The 19,477-nt window shown below is 61.7% G+C and carries 19 protein-coding genes and 1 rRNA gene; 8 read left to right on the top strand and 12 right to left on the bottom strand.

Annotated features, from left to right (window positions below):
* Positions 1-5 precede the first annotated feature (5 nt).
* The 3 genes from M0D66_RS18125 to M0D66_RS18115 are packed head-to-tail and all read left to right on the top strand — an operon-like array spanning position 6 to position 2,103.
* On the top strand, positions 6-1,133 hold the full coding sequence (locus M0D66_RS18125) for an acyl-CoA dehydrogenase family protein (RefSeq protein WP_200653037.1): 1,128 nt from the start codon (positions 6-8) through the stop codon (positions 1,131-1,133).
* Positions 1,134-1,168: 35 nt separating this feature from the next.
* Positions 1,169-1,627 carry a MaoC family dehydratase gene (locus M0D66_RS18120; RefSeq protein ID WP_093639668.1) on the top strand — a complete coding sequence of 153 codons (459 nt, stop codon included), beginning with the start codon at positions 1,169-1,171 and terminating at the stop codon, positions 1,625-1,627.
* Positions 1,624-2,103, top strand: coding sequence for a MaoC family dehydratase (locus tag M0D66_RS18115; RefSeq protein WP_093639671.1), 480 nt, complete (start codon positions 1,624-1,626; stop codon positions 2,101-2,103). Before M0D66_RS18120 ends, M0D66_RS18115 begins: the two co-directional genes overlap by 4 nt.
* 149 nt (positions 2,104-2,252) lie before the next feature.
* Here M0D66_RS18115 and M0D66_RS18110 read toward each other — a convergent pair whose 3' ends face one another.
* From M0D66_RS18110 to M0D66_RS18085, 6 genes are all read right to left on the bottom strand, one after another.
* Entirely contained in the window at positions 2,253-2,954 is a 702-nt protein-coding gene (locus tag M0D66_RS18110) for a glutathione binding-like protein (RefSeq protein ID WP_200653038.1), read from the bottom strand.
* Positions 2,955-3,082: 128 nt separating this feature from the next.
* Positions 3,083-4,342 carry an acyl-CoA dehydrogenase family protein gene (locus tag M0D66_RS18105; RefSeq protein WP_175052875.1) on the bottom strand — a complete coding sequence of 420 codons (1,260 nt, stop codon included), beginning with the start codon at positions 4,340-4,342 and terminating at the stop codon, positions 3,083-3,085.
* A 62-nt stretch (positions 4,343-4,404) separates the two neighbouring features.
* Positions 4,405-5,511, bottom strand: a complete 1,107-nt coding sequence (locus M0D66_RS18100; protein ID WP_200653039.1) for a phosphotransferase — start codon at positions 5,509-5,511, stop codon at positions 4,405-4,407.
* A gap of 20 nt (positions 5,512-5,531) precedes the next feature.
* On the bottom strand, positions 5,532-6,248 hold the full coding sequence (locus tag M0D66_RS18095) for a histidine phosphatase family protein (protein ID WP_200653040.1): 717 nt from the start codon (positions 6,246-6,248) through the stop codon (positions 5,532-5,534).
* Positions 6,249-6,269: 21 nt separating this feature from the next.
* Positions 6,270-7,058, bottom strand: coding sequence for an oxepin-CoA hydrolase, alternative type (locus M0D66_RS18090; protein WP_093639688.1), 789 nt, complete (start codon positions 7,056-7,058; stop codon positions 6,270-6,272).
* On the bottom strand, positions 7,055-8,611 hold the full coding sequence (locus M0D66_RS18085; RefSeq protein WP_200653041.1) for a 3-hydroxyacyl-CoA dehydrogenase: 1,557 nt from the start codon (positions 8,609-8,611) through the stop codon (positions 7,055-7,057). Before M0D66_RS18085 ends, M0D66_RS18090 begins: the two co-directional genes overlap by 4 nt.
* A gap of 126 nt (positions 8,612-8,737) precedes the next feature.
* On the opposite strand from M0D66_RS18085, the gene M0D66_RS18080 reads away from it, so the two are divergent.
* On the top strand, positions 8,738-9,385 hold the full coding sequence (locus M0D66_RS18080) for a glutathione S-transferase family protein (RefSeq protein WP_154567309.1): 648 nt from the start codon (positions 8,738-8,740) through the stop codon (positions 9,383-9,385).
* Positions 9,386-9,497: 112 nt separating this feature from the next.
* On the opposite strand, the gene M0D66_RS18075 is transcribed toward M0D66_RS18080, so the two are convergent.
* Positions 9,498-10,670, bottom strand: a complete 1,173-nt coding sequence (locus tag M0D66_RS18075) for a pyridoxal phosphate-dependent aminotransferase (protein ID WP_093639697.1) — start codon at positions 10,668-10,670, stop codon at positions 9,498-9,500.
* A gap of 127 nt (positions 10,671-10,797) precedes the next feature.
* Positions 10,798-11,286 carry a putative toxin-antitoxin system toxin component, PIN family gene (locus tag M0D66_RS18070; protein ID WP_093639700.1) on the bottom strand — a complete coding sequence of 163 codons (489 nt, stop codon included), beginning with the start codon at positions 11,284-11,286 and terminating at the stop codon, positions 10,798-10,800.
* 57 nt (positions 11,287-11,343) lie between these two features.
* Here M0D66_RS18070 and yaaA point away from each other — a divergent pair, with 57 nt between their 5' ends.
* Entirely contained in the window at positions 11,344-12,126 is a 783-nt protein-coding gene (yaaA, locus tag M0D66_RS18065) for a peroxide stress protein YaaA (protein ID WP_093639703.1), read from the top strand.
* Positions 12,127-12,160: 34 nt separating this feature from the next.
* Positions 12,161-13,315 carry a M14-type cytosolic carboxypeptidase gene (locus tag M0D66_RS18060; RefSeq protein WP_093639706.1) on the top strand — a complete coding sequence of 385 codons (1,155 nt, stop codon included), beginning with the start codon at positions 12,161-12,163 and terminating at the stop codon, positions 13,313-13,315.
* Positions 13,316-13,432: 117 nt separating this feature from the next.
* On the opposite strand, the gene M0D66_RS18055 is transcribed toward M0D66_RS18060, so the two are convergent.
* The 4 genes from M0D66_RS18055 to M0D66_RS18040 form a co-directional block, all read right to left on the bottom strand.
* Positions 13,433-14,098: a hypothetical protein gene (locus M0D66_RS18055; protein WP_200653042.1), complete on the bottom strand. Its 666-nt coding sequence runs from the start codon at positions 14,096-14,098 to the stop codon at positions 13,433-13,435.
* Positions 14,099-14,265: 167 nt separating this feature from the next.
* Positions 14,266-14,940 (bottom strand): energy-coupling factor ABC transporter permease, encoded by a 675-nt coding sequence (locus tag M0D66_RS18050; protein WP_093639753.1) that lies wholly within the window; start codon positions 14,938-14,940, stop codon positions 14,266-14,268.
* A gap of 112 nt (positions 14,941-15,052) precedes the next feature.
* Entirely contained in the window at positions 15,053-15,928 is an 876-nt protein-coding gene (locus tag M0D66_RS18045; RefSeq protein WP_093639756.1) for a response regulator transcription factor, read from the bottom strand.
* Between the two features lie 216 nt (positions 15,929-16,144).
* On the bottom strand, positions 16,145-17,359 hold the full coding sequence (locus M0D66_RS18040; protein WP_054034941.1) for a DUF2863 family protein: 1,215 nt from the start codon (positions 17,357-17,359) through the stop codon (positions 16,145-16,147).
* A 271-nt stretch (positions 17,360-17,630) separates the two neighbouring features.
* Here M0D66_RS18040 and M0D66_RS18035 point away from each other — a divergent pair, with 271 nt between their 5' ends.
* Positions 17,631-18,746, top strand: a complete 1,116-nt coding sequence (locus M0D66_RS18035; RefSeq protein ID WP_200655444.1) for an AI-2E family transporter — start codon at positions 17,631-17,633, stop codon at positions 18,744-18,746.
* 473 nt (positions 18,747-19,219) lie between these two features.
* Positions 19,220-19,477 (top strand): 16S ribosomal RNA (locus tag M0D66_RS18030); the annotation flags it as partial.

Genomic DNA, 19,477 nt, shown 5'->3' with positions numbered 1-19,477 from the left:
GGCGCATGGACTTCACTTTCAACGACGAACAACAGCAATTCGCTGACGCGCTGCGCCGCTACCTTGACAAGAGCTACGGGTTCGAGGCGCGCCAGGCGATCGTGCGAACGGAAGCCGGTGTGTCGGACGCGCACTGGACAGCTTTCACCGAACTGGGCTTGACTGCGTTGCCGGTGCCGGAAGCGCAGGGTGGCTTCAACGGCAGCCCGATCGACATGCTGGTGGTCATGCAGGAGCTCGGGCGCGCTCTGGTGGTCGAGCCGTACTGGGCGACCGCTGTGGGTATCGAGGCGCTGCGGCTGGCGGGCACCGGGCAGGGCGAAGACGCATCGCTGCTCGAACGTGCGGCCCAGGGCGAGATCAAGCTGGCAGTGGCATTTCACGAGCCGCACGCTCGCTACGATCTGTTCGAGGTCGACACGGTTGCGAACGGCCAAGACAATCAGCAGACGTTGACCGGCACGAAATCGGTTGTGCTGCACGGTGCGCAAGCGGATTACTGGATCGTGCCGGCTCGGCTGAATGGCGAGATCGCGCTTTTTGTCGTCGCCCGCGATGCGGCCGGCGTCAAAGTCACCGACTACCGCACAATCGACGGCCAGCGCGCCGCGACGCTCGAGTTCGATGGCACGCCTGCACGCCAGCTCGCCGGCAAACACTCGGGTGCCGCAGCGCTCGAGCACATTGCAGACTACGGCACGGTGTTGCTGTGCGCGGAAGCGGTCGGCGCGCTCGACGCACTGAACCATGCAACGGGCGAGTACACCAAGACGCGCCAGCAGTTCGGCCAGCCGATCGCACGTTTCCAGGCGCTACAGCATCGCATGGTCGAGATGTTGATTCACGCCGAGCAGGCGCGTTCGATCACTTATCTCGCGGCCGTGCGTTACACCAGCGCAGACGCCGACGAACGTCGCAGCGCCGTCTCCGCAGCGAAGACGCGGGTCGGGCAGGCCGCCCGTTTCGTCGGTCAGCAGGCGGTGCAGTTGCACGGCGGCATGGGCGTCACGAACGAGGTCGCCGCGGCGCATCTGTTCAAACGCCTTGCTATCATCGAAACCACATTGGGCGATGTCGATCACCATCTCGCGCGCTTCGCCGCGCTGCCCGGTTTTGTCTCGACCGAAGCCTGATCAGCCGGTCGAATCGGATAAGAAAGAGGTGTGCGATGGGTCTGAGTTACGAGGACATGGTAGTCGGCACGACTACAGAAATCGGCAAGCATACTTTCACGCGTGAAGAGATCGTCGAGTTCGCGGAGAAGTTCGATCCGCAGCCATTCCACGTGGACGACGCTGCAGCCGCAGCATCGCCGTTTCGCGGACTGGTCGCAAGCGGCTGGCATACCTGTTCGGTCATGATGGGCATGCTGGTGCGCAACGCGATCGCGGGTTCCACCTCGATGGGCTCGCCCGGTATCGACGAGATTCGCTGGCTGAAGCCGGTACGTGTCGGCGACACGATCACGATGATGAACGCGGTACTCGACAAACGTGTTTCGGAGAGTAAGCCGGATCGCGGCATCGTTTCGACGCAGTGGGAAGGCATCAACCAGCACGGCGAAACCGTGATTACGGTGCGTTCGAAAGGTTTGTTCGGACTGCGCAATCCGGGCGCCGCGTCATGACGGGCGGCAACGCGGTAGCCGCCGTAACGTTTGGAGACGCAGCGGCGTTGCGTGCGTTGATTGGCGCTGAGCCGCTCGTTAGCGACTGGCTGACGGTCGATCAGGCAAGCGTCGATCGTTTCGCTGAGGCCACCGGCGATCATCAGTGGATTCACGTCGACCCCGAACGGGCGCGGCGTGAGTCACCGTTTGGTGGGCCGGTCGCGCATGGGTTCATGACACTGTCGTTGATTCCGGCGTTGCTCGGCAAGACGGTGGCGCTTAAGCAGCGTATGGGCGTCAACTACGGATTGAATCGTGTGCGGTTCACGTCGCCGGTGCTGGTCGGCTCGCAGTTGCGCGCCCGGTTTGCGGTGGAATCCGTTACCGACGTCGACAACGGCGGTGTGCAGGTCGAGTGGAGTGTGACGCTGGAGCGGCAGGGCAGCGAGCGGCCGGTCTGCGTCGCGGAGTTCATTACGCGACACTATTTCTAACCGTTCACAGCCGACCGGGTGGCAAAAAAGCGCGAGTGGCAGTGATGCCGCCTCGCGCTTTTTTATTTCGATGCCTCAACAGATGGCAATGCCGCAGTCGTTGTCAGTGCGAACGAGCGCGCCGATGCTATGGATCGGCGGCACGACGACTACCGCTTCGCGTACTGCGTCGCGCCGAACAGCATCTCCTTAGCCTTGTCGTCCATGAGCGGCTTGCGGGCTGACGCCAGCACCTCGACACCGCGTACCACCGCCGGACGCGCGGCAATTTCTTCATGCCACCGCTTCACATTCGGGAGCGTATCCAGCTCGATGCCCTGGTTTTGCCACGAGCGCGTCCACGGAAATGCGGCGATGTCAGCGATCGTGTAGTCGTTGCCGGCCAGATATCGAGTCTTGCCGAGCTGCGAATCCATCACGCCATAGAGACGCCGCGTTTCGTTCGTGTAGCGATTGATTGCGTATTCGATCGGCTCCGGCGCGTAGATGCGGAAATGATGCGTTTGCCCAAGCATCGGACCGATGCCGCCCATCTGGAACATCAGCCACTGCAGGGTGGCATAGCGTGCGGCCGGATCAGTCGGCAGGAATTTGCCGGTTTTCTCCGCCAGATAAATCAGAATGGCACCCGATTCGAATAGCGCGAACGGCTTGCCGTCAGCGTCTTTAGGACCTTCGGAATCGGTGATTGCCGGAATCTTGTTGTTCGGGCTAATCGCGAGGAACTCGGGTTTGAACTGGTCGCCCGCGCCGATATCGACGCCGTGCGCCGTGTACGCGAGGCCCGTTTCCTCGAGCATGATGTGAACCTTATGGCCGTTCGGGGTTGCCCAGCTATAGACGTCGATCATCCTGGCTCCTTCGTTTCGTGAAAGCGGCGCCACAATGGGCGCCGCTGTTGACGAAAATTAGAGCATAGATCGGCCAATGCTGCTGGCGGTGAACCCGCGCGCGGTCGGCTGCCGCCCCGACCTCGATCTCAAACTCGCGTAATCGGCGTTTCCACTTGGGCCGCAGCACCCGCATCCATATAACGCGCCAGTTCGAGCTTTGCGATCGCGTTGCGGTGCACTTCGTCGGGGCCATCGGCGAAGCGCAACGTTCGCGCGTTGGCGTACGCATACGCCAACGGGAAATCGTCGCTGACGCCGCCACCGCCGTGCGCCTGAATCGCCCAGTCGATCACCTGGCATGCCATATTCGGCGCGACCACCTTGATCATGGCGATCTCGCCGCGCGCGCCCTTGTTGCCGACCGTGTCCATCATGTACGCGGTCTTCAACGTCAGCAGGCGCGCCTGTTCGATCATGCAGCGCGCTTCGGCCATGCGCTCCTGCGTGACGCCTTGTGCGGAAACCGGCTTGCCGAAAGCGACGCGTTGCATGGAACGTTTGGCCATGAGTTCGAGCGCGCGCTCGGCGAGACCGATCAGGCGCATGCAGTGGTGGATGCGGCCCGGTCCGAGGCGCCCTTGGGCGATTTCGAAGCCGCGCCCTTCGCCAAGCAGCATGTTGGTAGCCGGCACGCGCACGTTTTCGAGCGTGATTTCCATGTGGCCGTGTGGCGCGTCGTCATAGCCGAATACGGTGAGCGGGCGGTGCACGGTGATGCCTGTGGCATCGGCGGGAACGAGGATCATCGACTGCTGTGCATGACGCGGCGCCTCAGGATCGGTCTTGCCCATCACGATGTAGACCTTGCAGCGCGGGTCCCCCGCACCGGATGACCACCACTTGTGGCCATTGATCACGTAGGTGTCGCCATCGCGCACGATGCTCGTCTGGATATTGGTCGCGTCCGACGACGCCACCTCTGGCTCGGTCATCAGAAACGCCGAGCGGATCTGCCCTTGCAGCAGCGGTTCGAGCCATTCGCGCTTGTTGTCGTCGCTGCCGTAGCGCTCGATCGTTTCCATGTTGCCGGTGTCGGGCGCATTGCAGTTGAATACTTCCGGCGCCCAGGGCACACGACCCATGATCTCGCAGAGCGGTGCGTATTCAAGATTTGTCAGACCGGCGCCGCGTACCGATTCAGGCAGGAACAGGTTCCACAAACCCGCGTCGCGCGCTTTCTGTTTCAGTTGTTCGATCAGTTCGGTCGGCAGCCACGCGTTGCCGTTCTGACGGTTGCGCGCGATCTCGGCATAAAACGCCTGCTCATTCGGATAGATGTGCTCGTCGAAGAAGGCGAGCAGTTTCTCGCGCAGCGCCTGCACCTTCGGGGTGTAATCGAAATTCATGTATGACCTCGCGGATGACGAATGACGTTTGTTCAGGAACGCAATCTGGTGCGCCGATTTGCCTAACGTACTTTCTGTGCGTAGCGCCAGGCGAGTTCGGCCATCGGCTTCGCGCGACGGCCGGCATCGAGCGCCTGAGCGCTGGCCGCGGTGCCGTCGACTACACGCTTCATGATCCCTTGCAGGATCGCCGCGATGCGGAACATGTTGTACGCGAGATAGAAATTCCAGTCGCCGTGGATCTCGAAGCCGGTGCGCTTGCAATAGCGCTCGACGTACTGCGCTTCGTCGGGAATGCCGAGTGCCGCCCAGTCGAGGCCCGCAATGCCGCGGAATTGCGCCGGGTCGACGTGCCACGCCATGCAGTGATAGGCGAAATCGGCGAGCGGGTCGCCGAGCGTCGATAGTTCCCAGTCGAGTACGGCCAGTACGCGCGGCTCGGTGGGATGGAAGATCAGGTTGTCGAGCCGGTAGTCGCCATGCACGACCGAGGCGAGCTCGCCCGTTTCCGCCGGCATGTGTTGCGGCAGCCATTCGATCAGACGCCGCATTGCGTCGATCGGTTCGGTTTCTGATGCGACGTACTGTTTGCTCCAACGGCCGATCTGGCGTGCGAAGTAATTGCCCGGTTTGCCGTAGTCGGCAAGACCGATTGCCGTGACGTCGACGCTATGCAGCGCGGCGATCACGCGATTCATTTCGTCGTAAATCGCGGCGCGCTCAGCGGGTGTCATGCCGGGGAGAGACTGGTCCCACAGCACGCGGCCTTCGACGAACTCCATCACGTAGAACGCCCGGCCGATCACACTTTCGTCTTCGCACAAGGCGAGCATGTTCGCGACCGGCACGTCAGTGGCGGCGAGCCCATGCATCACGCGGTATTCGCGTTCGACAGCGTGCGCCGAGGGCAGTAACTTCGCGGCTGGCCCGGGCTTCGCGCGCATCACGTACGAGCGCGACGGCGTGACGAGTTTGAAGGTGGGGTTCGACTGGCCGCCGGCGAATTGCTCCAACGTGAGTGGCCCGGCAAAGCCGTCGACATGCTGGCTTAGCCACGCGGCGAGCGCGTCGCCGTCGAAACGTTGCCGCTCGTTGACCGGACGCGTGCCCTCGAAGGCCGAGTAATCCGGTTGCTGTTCTGGTTCGCCGGTCTGTGTGCCTTGCACCATGTGTCTCCTCCAGTTCGGGTTCAGCTACGCTTGTATTGAATGAATTGTGCGTAGAGCATTTCCATCGTGGTATTGCGAACGTCGCGATGGAGCGGCGACGGCGGTGAATAGTTGATCTCGCGCAGCACCCAGTCGCGTGGCTCGGCGCCGACGTCGAGCGCGTTGATGCAGCCGGTGGCCTGCGCCAGGTGGCCGAAGAAAGTACGGCCGCCGGCGGTGAGCGCGTGCGACAGAATCGCGCGATTTACGCCGCCGTGCAGTACCAGCAACACGGTGTCCCACGATGTGTCCTCGCGCAACGCCTCTACCGCGGGCAACACGCGGTCGAACAACGCGCCGATGGTTTCGCCGTCGAGAAAGCGTGTGCTTTCCGGCACGACACCATCGAACACGCCGAGAAATGCCGCTTCGATATCCTGCGGCGGAATGTTGCTGAGCTTGCCGCCGCGAATTTCCTGCCATGCCGGCTCGATGTCGAGTTCGATCTGCTGACCGGTCTCGGCCAATACGCGCTGCGCCGTTTCGACCGTGCGCGGCAAGCCGCTCACGATCACCCGATCGAACCGGACCTGCTGCTCGGCGAATACGCGGCCTGCCGCGCTGGCCTGTTCGCGGCCATTCGTATTCAACGGCACCGTTTCCGGATCGATCGCGCGGCCGCTGTCGTCGAAGTAGGTTACGTCGCCGTGACGCATCAGGAAGATGCGGCGGCGTTTGGGGAGTTGATAGTCAGGCATCGTCCCTTCGTTCGCTTATGTTTACTTGTAGACCGGAGCGCGTTTTTCGAGGAACGCTGAAATGCCTTCGAGACCGTCGCGATGGTGCAGTGAGGCGACGAAGCTGTCGCGTTCAGCGACCAGATGTTCAGCAAGCGGTTGTGCACCGGCCGCGCCGATGAGCCCTTTGATGCGCGCGACCGAATTCGGCGAAATCTTGCCGATCTCGTCGGCCCAGGCGACAGCGGTGTCGCGCACGGCGCCGGTCTTCGCTAGCTTGTTGACGACACCGAGATCGTAGAGACGCGAGGCGCCGATCGGTTTGCCTTCGATCAGCACTTCGGTTGCCAGTTGACGTGGCAGGGCTTGCGCGAGAAACCACGAGCCGCCGCCATCGGGCGTGAGACCGACGCGCGCATACGACATCACGAACTTGGCGTCTTCCGCGGCGACGATCAGATCGCACGCGAGTGCTAATGAAAATCCCGCGCCGGCAGCGGCGCCATCGACGGCGGCGATCACCGGCTTCGACGATAAACGCAGTGCCGAAATCCATTCGCCGAGCAGATCGATGCTTTCGGCCTGCACCGACGGATCTTTCGCGCGGTTTTCCAGCAGACGGTTCAGATTGCCGCCGGCACAAAAGAAGTTGTCGGCGCCGGTAATCACAACAGCGCGGATCGACGGATCGCGCTCCACCGATTCGAGCGCCTCGATGCCCGCGGCGTACATGTCCGGATGCAGCGCATTGCGTGCGCCGGGGTTCGACAGCGTGAGGACCAGCGTCGATTCGCTTTCGGTCGGGCGTGAGGTCAGCAGTTCGGCGCTCATTGTTGGGTCTCCGTTTGAGTGTCGGCAGCGTCGCGCTGCGTCAGCGACAGGCCAAGTTGCGCGCGCCGTGCAAGCCAGGGCGACGGACGATAGCGTGGATCGCCGAGCACGCTGAAGATATTGCGCAGGATGGTAAGGATCGTTTTCGAGCCGAGTGCATCGCCGAGTGCGAGCGGTCCGCGCGGGTAGCCGAGGCCTAGCGTCACTGCGAGGTCGATGTCGTCCGGCGTCGCGATCTGTTTTTGCGCGATGTCGCAGCCGATGTTGACGATGGTCGCCACGACGCGTTGCGCGACGAAGCCGGTCGAATCGCGAATCACGGTGACGGGAACGCCATCCGCGGCAAACAGTGCGTGCGCGGTTTCGCGTGCAGTGCGGCTGGTGGCGGGTGTTGTCATCAGCGTGCGGCGCTGCGCGGCGGCCAGCGGGAAGAGGGCGTCGATAGCGACAACGCGAGTTGCATCGAGGGCTTCGTCGACGGCGGCGGTAGTCGCGTCATGACCGAACGGTGTCACGACGATCAGCGAGTCCGCTGCGGGTGTAGCGCCTTCGTCGAGCTTTACGCCGGCCTTGGCGATGAGTTGCACGACGGCTTGATGCGCCTCCGGATAGCGCTTGCTGACCCACACGCTGTGCGGCAGCTCAGTGGGTGCGGGCGCTTCTGCGGGCACTTGCTGCTTGCCGTCTTCATAGCGATAGAAGCCTTCGCCCGTTTTGCGGCCGATTAATCCGCCCGCAAGCCGGGTGCCCGTGATCGGCGAGGGCGTGAAACGCGGTTCTTCATAGAACTGGTGATAGATCGATTCCATCACCGGATGCGATACATCGAGCGCGGTCAGGTCGAGCAGTTCGAACGGCCCGAGACGAAAGCCTGCCTGCTCACGCATGATGCGATCGATGTCGGCGAAACTCGCCACGCCTTCACCCGCTACGCGCAGGCCTTCGGTATTCATGCCGCGGCCGGCGTGATTGACGATGAAGCCGGGCATGTCTTTCGCACGCACTGGCGTGTGGCCCATGCGGCGCGCGAGTTCCATCAGCGCGTCGCCGACGGCGGGATCGCTGCGCAGGCCGTCGATCACTTCGACGACCTTCATCAACGGAACCGGATTGAAGAAGTGATAGCCGGCTACGCGCGACGGATTCGTGCAGCCCGCCGCGATCGCGGTAATCGACAACGACGACGTGTTCGACGCCAGCACGCATCGCCCGCTCACCACCGTTTCGAGTTCGCGAAAGAGCGCTTGCTTCACATCGAGCTTTTCGACGATCGCCTCGACGACCAGATCGCAATCGGCCAGATCGCCGATAACTTGCGCGCCGCTCACGTTCGCCAGTGCGGCGAGCGAGCGGGCCTGGTCGAGCTTGCCTTTGGCAGTCAATTTGGCGAAAGTCTCGGCAAGGTAGTCGCGCGCCGCACCGATTGCAGCAGGGTTCGTGTCGTACAGACGCACGGTGAGGCCCGCCAGCGCGGCAATCTGGGCGATGCCACGGCCCATTGCACCGGTTCCGACAATGCCGATAGTCTCGATGCTGAAATTGCGAGAGGTCATTGTGATGCTCGACTCCATGGTTATTTTAGAATAGCACGATCGTGCAATTTACTGGATGATTGATCGAAGGCCGCCGCGTTGATTTTGACGGGCGGTCTCAAACAACCCGAAGAAAGGAGACACCCGATGATCAAGCTGTGCGGTTTCGCGCTCTCTAACTATTACAACAAGGTGAAGTTCGTGCTCCTCGAACATGGCATTCCGTTCGAGGAAGTGTTCGTGCTGCCGAGCCAGGAAGAAACCATGCTCGAGCATTCTCCGCTCGGCAAGGTGCCCTATATCCAGACCGAACACGGCGATCTGTGCGAATCGCAAGGCATCGTCGAGTACCTGGCCGCGCGCTTTCCCGACAAGGCAATTTTCTCCGCGGACCCGTGGGAAGCGGCCAAGGAGCGCGAACTGATCATGTTCGTGGATGTGCATCTCGAACTGACCGCGCGCAATCTCTACAAGGAAGCATTCTTCGGTGGCACTGTGACTGACGCGACCAAGGGGCGCGTCGAGAAACTGCTCGCGCATCACATTGCCGGCTTCAAGCGGATCGCGAAGTTCGGGCCGTATCTGCGCGGCGAACGCTTCAGTGTCGCCGACGCAGCGGGTTTTGTGAGTTTGCCGCTGGTGGGCATGGCGACGCAGACCATCTACGGCCGCGATTTCCTGCTCGATGCTGGCGTGGACTGGAAAAGCTATGTAAAGGCGATCAATGCCCGGCCGGCCGCGCAGCGCGTGACCGACGATCGCAAGGCTTATATCGCGGCCTCGCGCCCGGCTTGAGGCGTGGCGGTGGCGTTGCGGTTGAAATGAACCCGGGCGTGCAACGCACGCATGGGCCGCTGCGCGCGATGGCGAGGAACGTGGGTTCGTTCGCAGCATCGCGCGGGGCGTCCTAGAGCCGCGCCAGCCGGTCGAGCGCCGTAGCGAGGGTGGCTTCCTGTTTGGCAAAGCAGAAGCGCACCACGCCCGATTCATGCGCCTCGTGATAGAACGCCGAAACGGGAATTGCCGCGACACCGATCTCGCCCGTCAGCCATTGCGCAAATTCGGCTTCGGGCAAATCGCTGATTGCCGAATAGTCGACGCACTGAAAGTAGGTGCCCGTGCAAGGCAGCAGCCTGAAGCGTGAATTCGCGAGGCCGGCGCGGAAGTAGTCGCGTTTCTTCTGATAAAACGCGGGGAGATCCAGATACGGCGCCGGATCCTTCATGTATTCCGCGAGGCCGACCTGCATCGGCGTGTTGACCGTGAATACGTTGAACTGGTGCACTTTCCGGAATTCAGCCGTGAGCGCGGCGGGCGCGGCCACGTAGCCGATCTTCCAGCCGGTGACGTGGTAGGTCTTGCCGAAGCTCGACACCACGAAACTGCGCTGCGCCAGTTCCGGATAACGCGCCACGCTCTCGTGCGGTGCGCCGTCGTACACCATGTGTTCGTAGACTTCGTCGGACAGAATCAGTACGTTGGTGCCACGCACGATTTCTTCGAGCTTGCGCATGTCTTCCGCGCGCCAGACCGTACCGGTCGGGTTATGCGGTGTGTTGATCAGCAGGAGCCGCGTTTTCGGCGTGATCGCGGCGGCGAGCTTGTCGAACGGGATTGCGTAGTCAGGTGCGTCGAGCGTGACGAATACCGGCTTGCCGCCGGCCAGTTCGATCGACGGCAGGTAGCTGTCGTAGGTCGGCTCGACCACGATCACTTCGTCGCCCGGATGCACGGTGCAGAGAATCGCGGTCAGCAGCGCCTGGGTGGCGCCTGCCGTCACGGTGATCTCGCTGGTGGCGTCGTAGCGGCGGCCGTACAGGTTCGCGATCTTGTCCGAAATCGCCTGACGCAGCGGCGCGGCGCCCGCCATCGGCGGGTATTGATTGTGGCCGTCGCGCATGGCGTTTGCGACCGCGTCGACAATGCGGGGGTCGCAGCCGAAGTCGGGAAAGCCCTGGCCGAGGTTCACTGCGCCTTTTTCGGCAGCGAGCGCGCTCATCACGGTGAAAATCGTCGTGCCGACGTCCGGCAGGCGGGACGGAAACGAGGGACTCATGGGCGTGTCGTGCGGTGCATTCATGGCGCTGTCCGGAGCGTGGTCGAGTGAGTTGGCGAAAGACGTCGTTCGAAAAGGACGAAGCCTGATTGTAGGGAATCGCGGCCCTGCGTGCGCGCAGTCGGCCCGACGTTGGCCATCCGGCCAGGGGTCATACCGATGCGGGCTCGTCCGCGATTGCCATACAGGCGCTAACGAACGGCGCCGGCTGCGCAATCTGGAAACCGAAGTCACGCGCAATCCGCTTGGCCAGTTTCAGCACCGCGCGGTCTTTCGACACCAGCCAGTCGGCCTGTGCGGCGTGCGCGAGTTCGAGGAATTTCTGGTCGTCGCGGTCTTTGCATTTCGGCAACGGCCTGGCATTTTCCGCGGGTGCAGCGGGTTCGACCAACTGCGCGAGGCGTGCAACGACGGCAAGCGCCGCCGCCTTGTCCACATTGCGATGCACGAATTGCGGGTAGTCGAGCACGTAGGTGAGTTCGGCGAGGCAGCGCGCGTCGATCAGCGCGGCGAGCGCGCCACTTTCGAGCGCGGCGCGAATCGGCCGCGTGTGCGGATCGTCGAACACGAGAATGTCGATCCACACATTGGAATCGAGGACGACGCGCAAAGCGCCGTGTGAGGCATGGGAACCGGGCATTCGTTACAATCTGGCTTTCGTCTTTGACCGCCAGGCACGGCGTGCCTGCAAGCCTCTATGATAATCGTTCTGTCGCCGGCGAAATCGCTCGACTACGAAACCCCTCCGCACGTCAAAAAGCACACGATCCCCGATTTCGTCGACGATGCGGCCGAATTGATCGGCGGATTGCGTCTTTTGTCGCCGCAGCAGATCGGTTCGCTGATGAGCATTTCCGACCAGCTCGCGCACCTCAATTTCCAACGGTACGCGCAATGGTCGCCCAGTTTCGGCACGCACAACGCCAAGCAGGCCGTGCTCGCGTTCAACGGCGATGTGTATGAAGGCTTCAATGCCAGGACGTTGTCGTCGGCCGATCTGGATTACGCGCAGAATCACGTGCGCGTGCTTTCCGGCCTGTACGGATTGCTGCGCCCACTTGATCTGCTGCAACCGTACCGCCTCGAAATGGGGACGCGCTTTGCCAATACGCGCGGCAAGGATCTGTACGCGTTCTGGGGCGAACGGATCACGCAGGCTTTGAACGCACAATTGAAGAAGCGCGCTGCCGCCTCGCGCGTGCTGGTCAACTGCGCGTCGGGTGAGTACTTCAAGTCGGTCAAACCCAAGGTGCTCGAAGCGCCGATCATCACGCCGGTGTTCGAAGACTGGAAGGGCGGCCGCTACAAGATCATCAGTTTTCACGCAAAGCGCGCGCGCGGCCTGATGGCGCGCTACGCGGTCGAAAACCGTCTCGACAAGCCCGAGCAACTGAAGTCCTTCAACGTCGAAGGCTATGCGTTCGACGCCGAAGCCTCGAACGATTCCACCTACGTATTCCGCCGCCGCATCGCTGACTGAGCGATTGCCGCGCACACAAGCAGGGAAGAACATCATGACGTTATCGATTACGAGCAACTTCGACGCGGGCGCGATCGAAGTGCTGGCCTGTGAAGACGCCGGCAACATCCGTTTGCGCGTGCGGCCCGACAGTCACGCCGAGTTCGCGCAATGGTTTTACTTCCGGTTGTCCGGCGCGGCCGGCGAGCGCTGCGTAATGACCTTCGAAAATGCTGCAGCGTGCGCGTTCGCCGAAGGCTGGCGCGACTACCAGGCGGTAGCAAGCTATGACCGCGTGAACTGGTTCCGCGTGCCGACTTCCTACGACGGCCGCGTGTTGACGATCGACCACACGCCGGATTTCGACCGTATTTACTACGCTTATTTCGAGCCGTATAGCGAGGAACGTCACTCGGAGTTTCTCGGCGCGATTCAGCAGATGCCGCAGGCCACGCTCACGGAGTTGGGCAAGACCGTCGAAGGCCGGCCGATGTCGCTGCTGACGCTTGGCACGCCGCAAACCGGCGACACACCCAAGAAGAAGATCTGGCTGATCGCGCGTCAGCATCCTGGCGAGACGATGGCCGAATGGTTTATCGAAGGTCTCGTCAAGCGTCTCGCGGGTTGGGGCGATTGGGCGGGCGATCCGGTGGCGCGCAAGCTTTACGACCACGCAGTGTTCTACATCGTGCCGAACATGAATCCGGACGGCAGCGTGCACGGCAATCTGCGCACCAACGCGACGGGCGCGAACCTGAACCGCGAATGGATGGAGCCGGACGCAGCGCGCAGTCCCGAGGTGCTCGTGGTGCGTGATGCGATTCACGCGACCGGTTGTGACCTCTTTTTCGATATCCACGGCGACGAGGCGCTGCCGTATGTGTTCGTGGCCGGCTCCGAAATGCTGCCGGGTTTCACCGAGCGGCAGGGCGAGGAGCAGAAAGCGTTCATCGAAGCATTCAAGCATGCGAGCCCGGATTTCCAGGACAAGTACGGCTACGCCGCGAGCAAGTATCGTGAGGACGCGCTCAAGCTGGCTTCGAAGTACATCGGAAACGAATTCGGCTGCCTGTCGTTGACGCTGGAGATGCCGTTCAAGGACAACGCCAATCTGCCGGATGAGCGGGTGGGTTGGAACGGTGAACGTAGCGCGTCGCTGGGCGCCGCCATGCTGCAGGCTATTTTGCGACACGTGGAGACGTTCGCGTAACTGGACGCCGCATAGAGAAACGGGGCACACACTCTGGAAGTGTGTGCCCCGTTTTTTTGCTGGGTGCGAGCCCGGTCAGTAGTGCGGACTCGTTGACGCGGCCTTCGCTCTTGTCCGCTATTGAGTCTTCTTCGCTGGGGACTTCTTCGCAGTCGTTTTACCCGAAGACTTGCTGGAAGTTGCTCGCGAAGATTTTCCCGAGCTTGCCTTCGAGGACTTGCCGGTCGCTTTCTTCGTAGTTTTGCCGCCGGCGGAGTGCTTGCCCTTCACATTCTTGTGCTTGCCCGAGGACACTCGCGATCCCGTTGACCCGGTGCTGTGCGCACGGGCCGGCGGTACCGGATCGTTCCAACTGAACGCCAGCATCTGGGCGCCCACATAGCCGCAACGGAATTTGAGATCGGCTGGATCTCCACCGCCGCTCTGGCGGATACCGAGACCCTCGACGGTAACGATGTTGTCCACCTTGACGCGCTGCTTGCCCTCGTCGAACGAATCGTTCCAGGGCGTGACCGCGGCATGCGCGCTATCGAAGGAGCTGGGTGGAAATTCGACATGGTCGAAGGCGGTCGATGTGCTCGCAACAAAATTGCCATGGGCAGCGCAGTCCGCGACTAGCGGGTCCGCATGCATGTCATTGACAAATTTGTTGACGAGATCGTTGTGCTGTTCGAGTTGATCGGCGTATGCGGGAGCAGAGCAAATGAGCGAGAGACTCGCTGCAAATGTTGCTAACCGGCCGACCAACCGCAGCAATCGGCGCGGTACGTTGGTGCGATCCATCTAGTTCGTTAGACGCTAATAAGACATGAGGCACGTAAGATGCCTGGCGAGAGGGATGAGTTCAATCCTGACACAAATATTTTGTCCTGTCGTGGTGCGTGGACTCAGGCGCTTTATGTGCCGGGATGGCTGATTGCCGTCGATACGTGCTCGATGCCGCGCTCGTGTCAGGTGCGTGGTCCGCCCAAGCGATACCGACGCACATCATAAGTGGTAACCCACGCCGGGCGGTAGACCGCGATCAACGCCGTCGACATGCCCGTGAACCAGGCTTCGCCAGTGGCGAGCAGAAGCACGCTGAACGCGTAGCCGACCGGCACCACGGTCATCGAACCGTCTGCGAGTGTGATGTGAACGCCGAGCGCCGCGGCCGCGGTAAGCGACACGGCAATGGCGGGTGAAACAAAACCCTGGCCGAAGATGAACATGAAGAGGTTGCGCGGCAGCCAGGCGATGCTGGCGCGCTGGATGAGGGTGGAGATACCGACAGGCAACGCACCGAACACGAGGAAGGTCAGCGCAATACCCTGCCAGGGGGCGTCGAAGACGACAGCGGCGAGACCGGTGACGATCGCCATTGCGATCAGCGCCAGCGCCCAATCGAATAATGTGACGACCAGCGTGGCGCCGAGCAGATGCATGACAGTACCGTCGTCGAGCCACGCGTTGCTCGCCCACAGCACGGACACCGCAACGATGATTGCGAGCCAGACATGCTGGAGTGTGCCGTCTTGAAGTCGTTTGAAAGGATTTTTCCACAGCGCGAGCGCGACCACTATCGCAGTGGCGATCCAGCCACCGACAGCGACCCAGAACGGAAGCGGTGTGTAGAGGAAACCCATGTATTCCATATTACTCGTTGGACGAGAAAAGGTGTGAGCGGATTCCATGCCAGCCGGCGCGAACGCTGTGAGAAAACGCGCGTTTCGATTCTGGCGCGCGCGCCGGCTGACGTTATGCCGAACCCTGCGTGACCTGTTCCGCCGTCAATTCGGCGGGCGCATCGCCGTACGGCGTGGTCGGTTCGGCCGCCATTGGCAGCGCGTCGGCCGTGTCGTTCGCGGGCAACGGATACTGGAAGCGCCGCAGGGTGCGGCGCCGCAATGGCACGACTCCGGCTTGCCCCATTACCGGACGAACCTGACCTCCTCCATCGTTGCGCAGTACTTGCAAATGAGCCGACAGCCAGCCGTTGTACAGCGCGACTGCGGCGGCGCGATTAGGCGCTCCGAGTTGCTGAAATATGCTGGTCAGATGGATCTTGACGGTGCCTTCACTGATGCCGAGCGTGCGCGCGATCATCTTGTTAGTGCTGCCCATGTGGACGCAGCGCATGATCTGCTCCTGGCGGGGCGACAGGCCGTTGGAAAGTTTGGCCCGGCGCGGTGGTGGACTCTTTTCATCGAACGGTCGGATGGTGGCATCCGGCGGTAGCGGAGGATTGAGCGCCAACGCGCCGGGCGGCACATAGTGACCGCCCAGCAGAACCATCTCGAAAGCGCGCACGATCAGGCATGGGTCGGTTTCGCGCGGAATCACGCCGAGCACACCTTCGTCCATGAGGTCCCGTACGACAGTTGGAGAGACCTTGTCGGTCAGCACTGCAATGCGCAGGTCCGGGTAGTGGCTGAGCAGATGACGGGTGTCGTCAACCGACATCCAGTCCTGCCAGTCGATCACGAGCAGGTCGGGCAGCAGACGCTTGAGCGTACGCTCAACCTGACGCCAATCCTGTGCTTCGTTAAAGCGCGCTAGCCGGTCGATTTGCCGCAGCAGTGCTTTGAGTCCATCGCGTCGTTCCGCGTCTGTGTTGAGTATTGAGAATCGCATGCCGTGTCTCCAGATGAATCGGGCGAAGTGGCGCGATGCGCGCGGGCCGGCGAAGGTGCCGGGCGCATTGCGATGCACCACCGGCACTATGATGACAAATTCCCTTCGGTTTGACCCCCTGTCCAAAAGGCATAGGAGGAATGACATAAAAAAAGCCCCGCGCGTGGCGGGGCTTTTTGATGTCGACTGCGGCGCAATGACGCCGACGCTGGCGGCTCAGTGGAAATGCGGTTGCGCGGGCTCCGCGTCCTCCGGCATTTCGGCGTGGACGATTTCGCCGAGCGGGTCCGCATAGAGCGGCACACCGCAGTCATCGCAATATTCCGGCTCGAAGCGGCCCGAGTGGCGGCGCACGTCTGTCACGCCGGTTTCCTTGAGCAATGCGACGATTTCTTCGAGCGGGTCATCCGACGCAGCAGTCTCTTGCGGTTCTTCATCGATGCCGGGCTCACCGTTCTCGCGGCCGTAAAGCGGCCATACAACGCCGTAGATCACATCATTGCTGCCGCGGCGTGTGAAGCCGACGCGGTATTCGTCGATACGGCGCTCGCCGAAGCCTGCGACAACCGCGCGCAATTCCTGTGGCGCCGCGCCGATTGTGTCGAACAGGTAGCGCACGGCAGTGCGTACCGTATGCGGGCGCACGCGTTCGTCGGCGTCGCGGCAGGCCGAATAATAGGCATCCGGCAGCAGACACTCGAACTCACATCCGGGCAGCACCAGCGAAAGATTGGCGCCCCCTTGCGTTGCCCATTGTTCAAGACATTGACCACGCTCAATCCGGCTGCCGTTTTCTTCTTCCTGCCAGCGAAACGCCGGCTCGCCCACCGGCGCCGCGACCACAGCCAGCAGAAAGCGCGGGTCGGCCAGGATGGGCGATGTTTCCGGCAGTTCGCCGAAATTGAGTTTGACGTTGCCACCCGCCATGGCTGCTTGAGCGAGTTGCTGGGCGATACGCCAGGTCTCGACGTGGTGACGCGGCAGCTGGTCGATGCTGTACAGGAACGGCACCATGGCCACACGCGTATTGGCCGCGAGCACGTGCGCCTGCAGGTGCGCGCGCAGCGCGTCGGCCGCGTCCACTTTGAGCGGGCCGGAAGGAATCATGTAGCGAGTCCAGGCCAGCACGGGCGCGGCAATCAGCAGCGCTTCATAAGGAGCGCCCTCATGGTCGATGATGAACGACTCGCTGTGCGTTTCCGCCATGTCGGCGAGTGCGCCGTAAGCATCGGGATGATTCTGCTGCAGATGATCGAGTGCGGCGTCCAGCGTAGTCTGGTTGGCGTTACGGACGATCTTGGTCAGCAGCGCATCGAGCTTCGCTTCCCAGAAGCGGTCTTCGGTGCGGCTGCCCGACGCGAAAAGCGCGAGCGAGAGACCGACAAGCTTGTCGGCATCGGGGGGGAGACGTTTGGCGATTCGCGAGCGCATAAATCCGGAAATTGGGAGGCACAGAACCTTATATTCTAGTCTTTTCTATGCCGCCATATTATTTGCCTGACTATGCCGGATGGATTGGGACGTTTCCACATTAAAAATAAGCCCGTTGCAGGGGGCGCCGGATGCGTTGCGCGGCGTCCTGGCCGGATGATATAAGACATGCCCAGGGGCGCGGCCCACTTCTATACTGACCACCGTCGGTCGGCGCCTGGCAAGCGTATGTCTATTCGTCGCTGTGGTCTGGCACAACAGGAGATTCATAGTGAAATCGGACCAACTGATTGAACGTCTCGCCGCAGTGTTCGCGTTGATCATATTGGTAGGTGGCTCCCTGCTGGTGCTTGCGCCTTTTACGACCGCGCTGTTGTGGGGCGCCATTCTCAGTTATAGCTCGTGGGGCTTGTACCGGCGGCTCACTGCGGCAGTCGGTGGGCGCCGAAAGCTCGCCGCGACGTTGATCGTGCTCATCATCCTGATTGTGGTGCTCGGTCCGTTCGTCTATGCGGGCTTTGCCTTTGGCGCGCACGTTCACGACATCGTCGCGTTGGTACAAAGGCTCTTCGAGGCTGGCTTGCCGGATTTGCCGCCGTGGGTCGGACGAATCCCGCTGGTTGGCTCGAACATCGAGACGTTCTGGGCGAATGTAACGAGTAGCAACTCTGAACTGATCGCGCAAATGCGTGCGCTGGCGGCGCCGGCCGGCAAGTGGATTCTGGCGGCTGCGATTGCCGTTACGCATGGTTTGGGTTTGCTCGCGCTGAGCATCGTGCTCGCGTTCTTCTTCTACACCGGAGGGGAGGGCGCGGCGGCCTGGTTGAGGGCGGGCATGCGCCGCATCGCCGGCGAACGCGCTGATTACTTGCTGGCGCTGGCGGGCAGTACGGTGAAGGGCGTGGTCTACGGGATTCTCGGCACGGCGCTTGTGCAAGGCATTCTTGCCGGCTTCGGTTGCTGGATTGCGGGCGTCCCGGCGCCGGCGCTGCTCGGGCTGGCGACGTTCTTCCTGTCGGTGATACCGGGCGGCCCGGTGGTCGTCTGGTTGCCTGCGGCAATCTGGCTGTATCACGGCGACTCAACTGGCTGGGCGATCTTTCTGGTCGTGTGGGGCGTGTTGGTCGTCGGCATGTCCGACAACGTCATCAAGCCGATCCTGATCGGCAAGAGTAGTGATATGCCGCTGATCCTGGTGATGCTGGGTATTCTGGGCGGGGCGTTTGCCTTTGGCTTCCTCGGTGTGTTCATCGGCCCGACGTTGCTGGCGGTTGCTTATACCGTGCTGCACGATTGGACGATCGGTGCCCCAGTAGTGGACGCTCTGGCGCCCGACATGAAAGTGCCGGTTGTCGATGAGCCGGGGCGCATAGAAAAGGCGCCTTGAAATAAATTCCAGATATGGCTTGCAAGGGGCCGTGCGGCTCGCTAGAATCTCGCTCTTTCGTGCTTCGGACACCGGAGCACGGGAAGCGGGAGAGCCAGCAGTGGCAAGGCTTTGCGCGATGCGGGCAGGTTCAGGGAGTTAGAAAAACCTGTTGACGGCGTAGCGAAAGTTCTCCATAATCTCGTTTCTCTGCTGCTGATGCAGCGACGCAGAACGAAGCGGTGCCGGGTGGTTGAAGTGGGCGGCGCTTCGGTAGTGAATGCGGACTCGATCTTTAAAAATTAACAGCCGATAAGTGTGGGCGCTTGATGCGCGACGCGACGCTGGGCTCTTCGGGGTCTGGCATAAGCGAAAGTATCAAGTCTCACACTAGTATTAAAGGAAGGTTTTCCCGTCTTCGGACGGGATGATCATTCGTCAGTACGTTGAGTGAGCGACCGGTTCGTAACAGACCGAAAAACAGTAACAGGTTTGAACTGAAGAGTTTGATCCTGGCTCAGATTGAACGCTGGCGGCATGCCTTACACATGCAAGTCGAACGGCAGCACGGGGGCAACCCTGGTGGCGAGTGGCGAACGGGTGAGTAATACATCGGAACGTGTCCTGTAGTGGGGGATAGCCCGGCGAAAGCCGGATTAATACCGCATACGCTCTACGGAGGAAAGGGGGGGATCTTAGGACCTCCCGCTACAGGGGCGGCCGATGGCAGATTAGCTAGTTGGTGGGGTAAA

Source organism: Paraburkholderia sp. SECH2, assembly GCF_030464795.1.
Classification (GTDB): Bacteria; Pseudomonadota; Gammaproteobacteria; order Burkholderiales; family Burkholderiaceae; genus Paraburkholderia; species Paraburkholderia aspalathi.
Note: the sequence above shows the minus strand (reverse complement) of the source record. Positions and strands in the feature narration are given on the sequence as shown.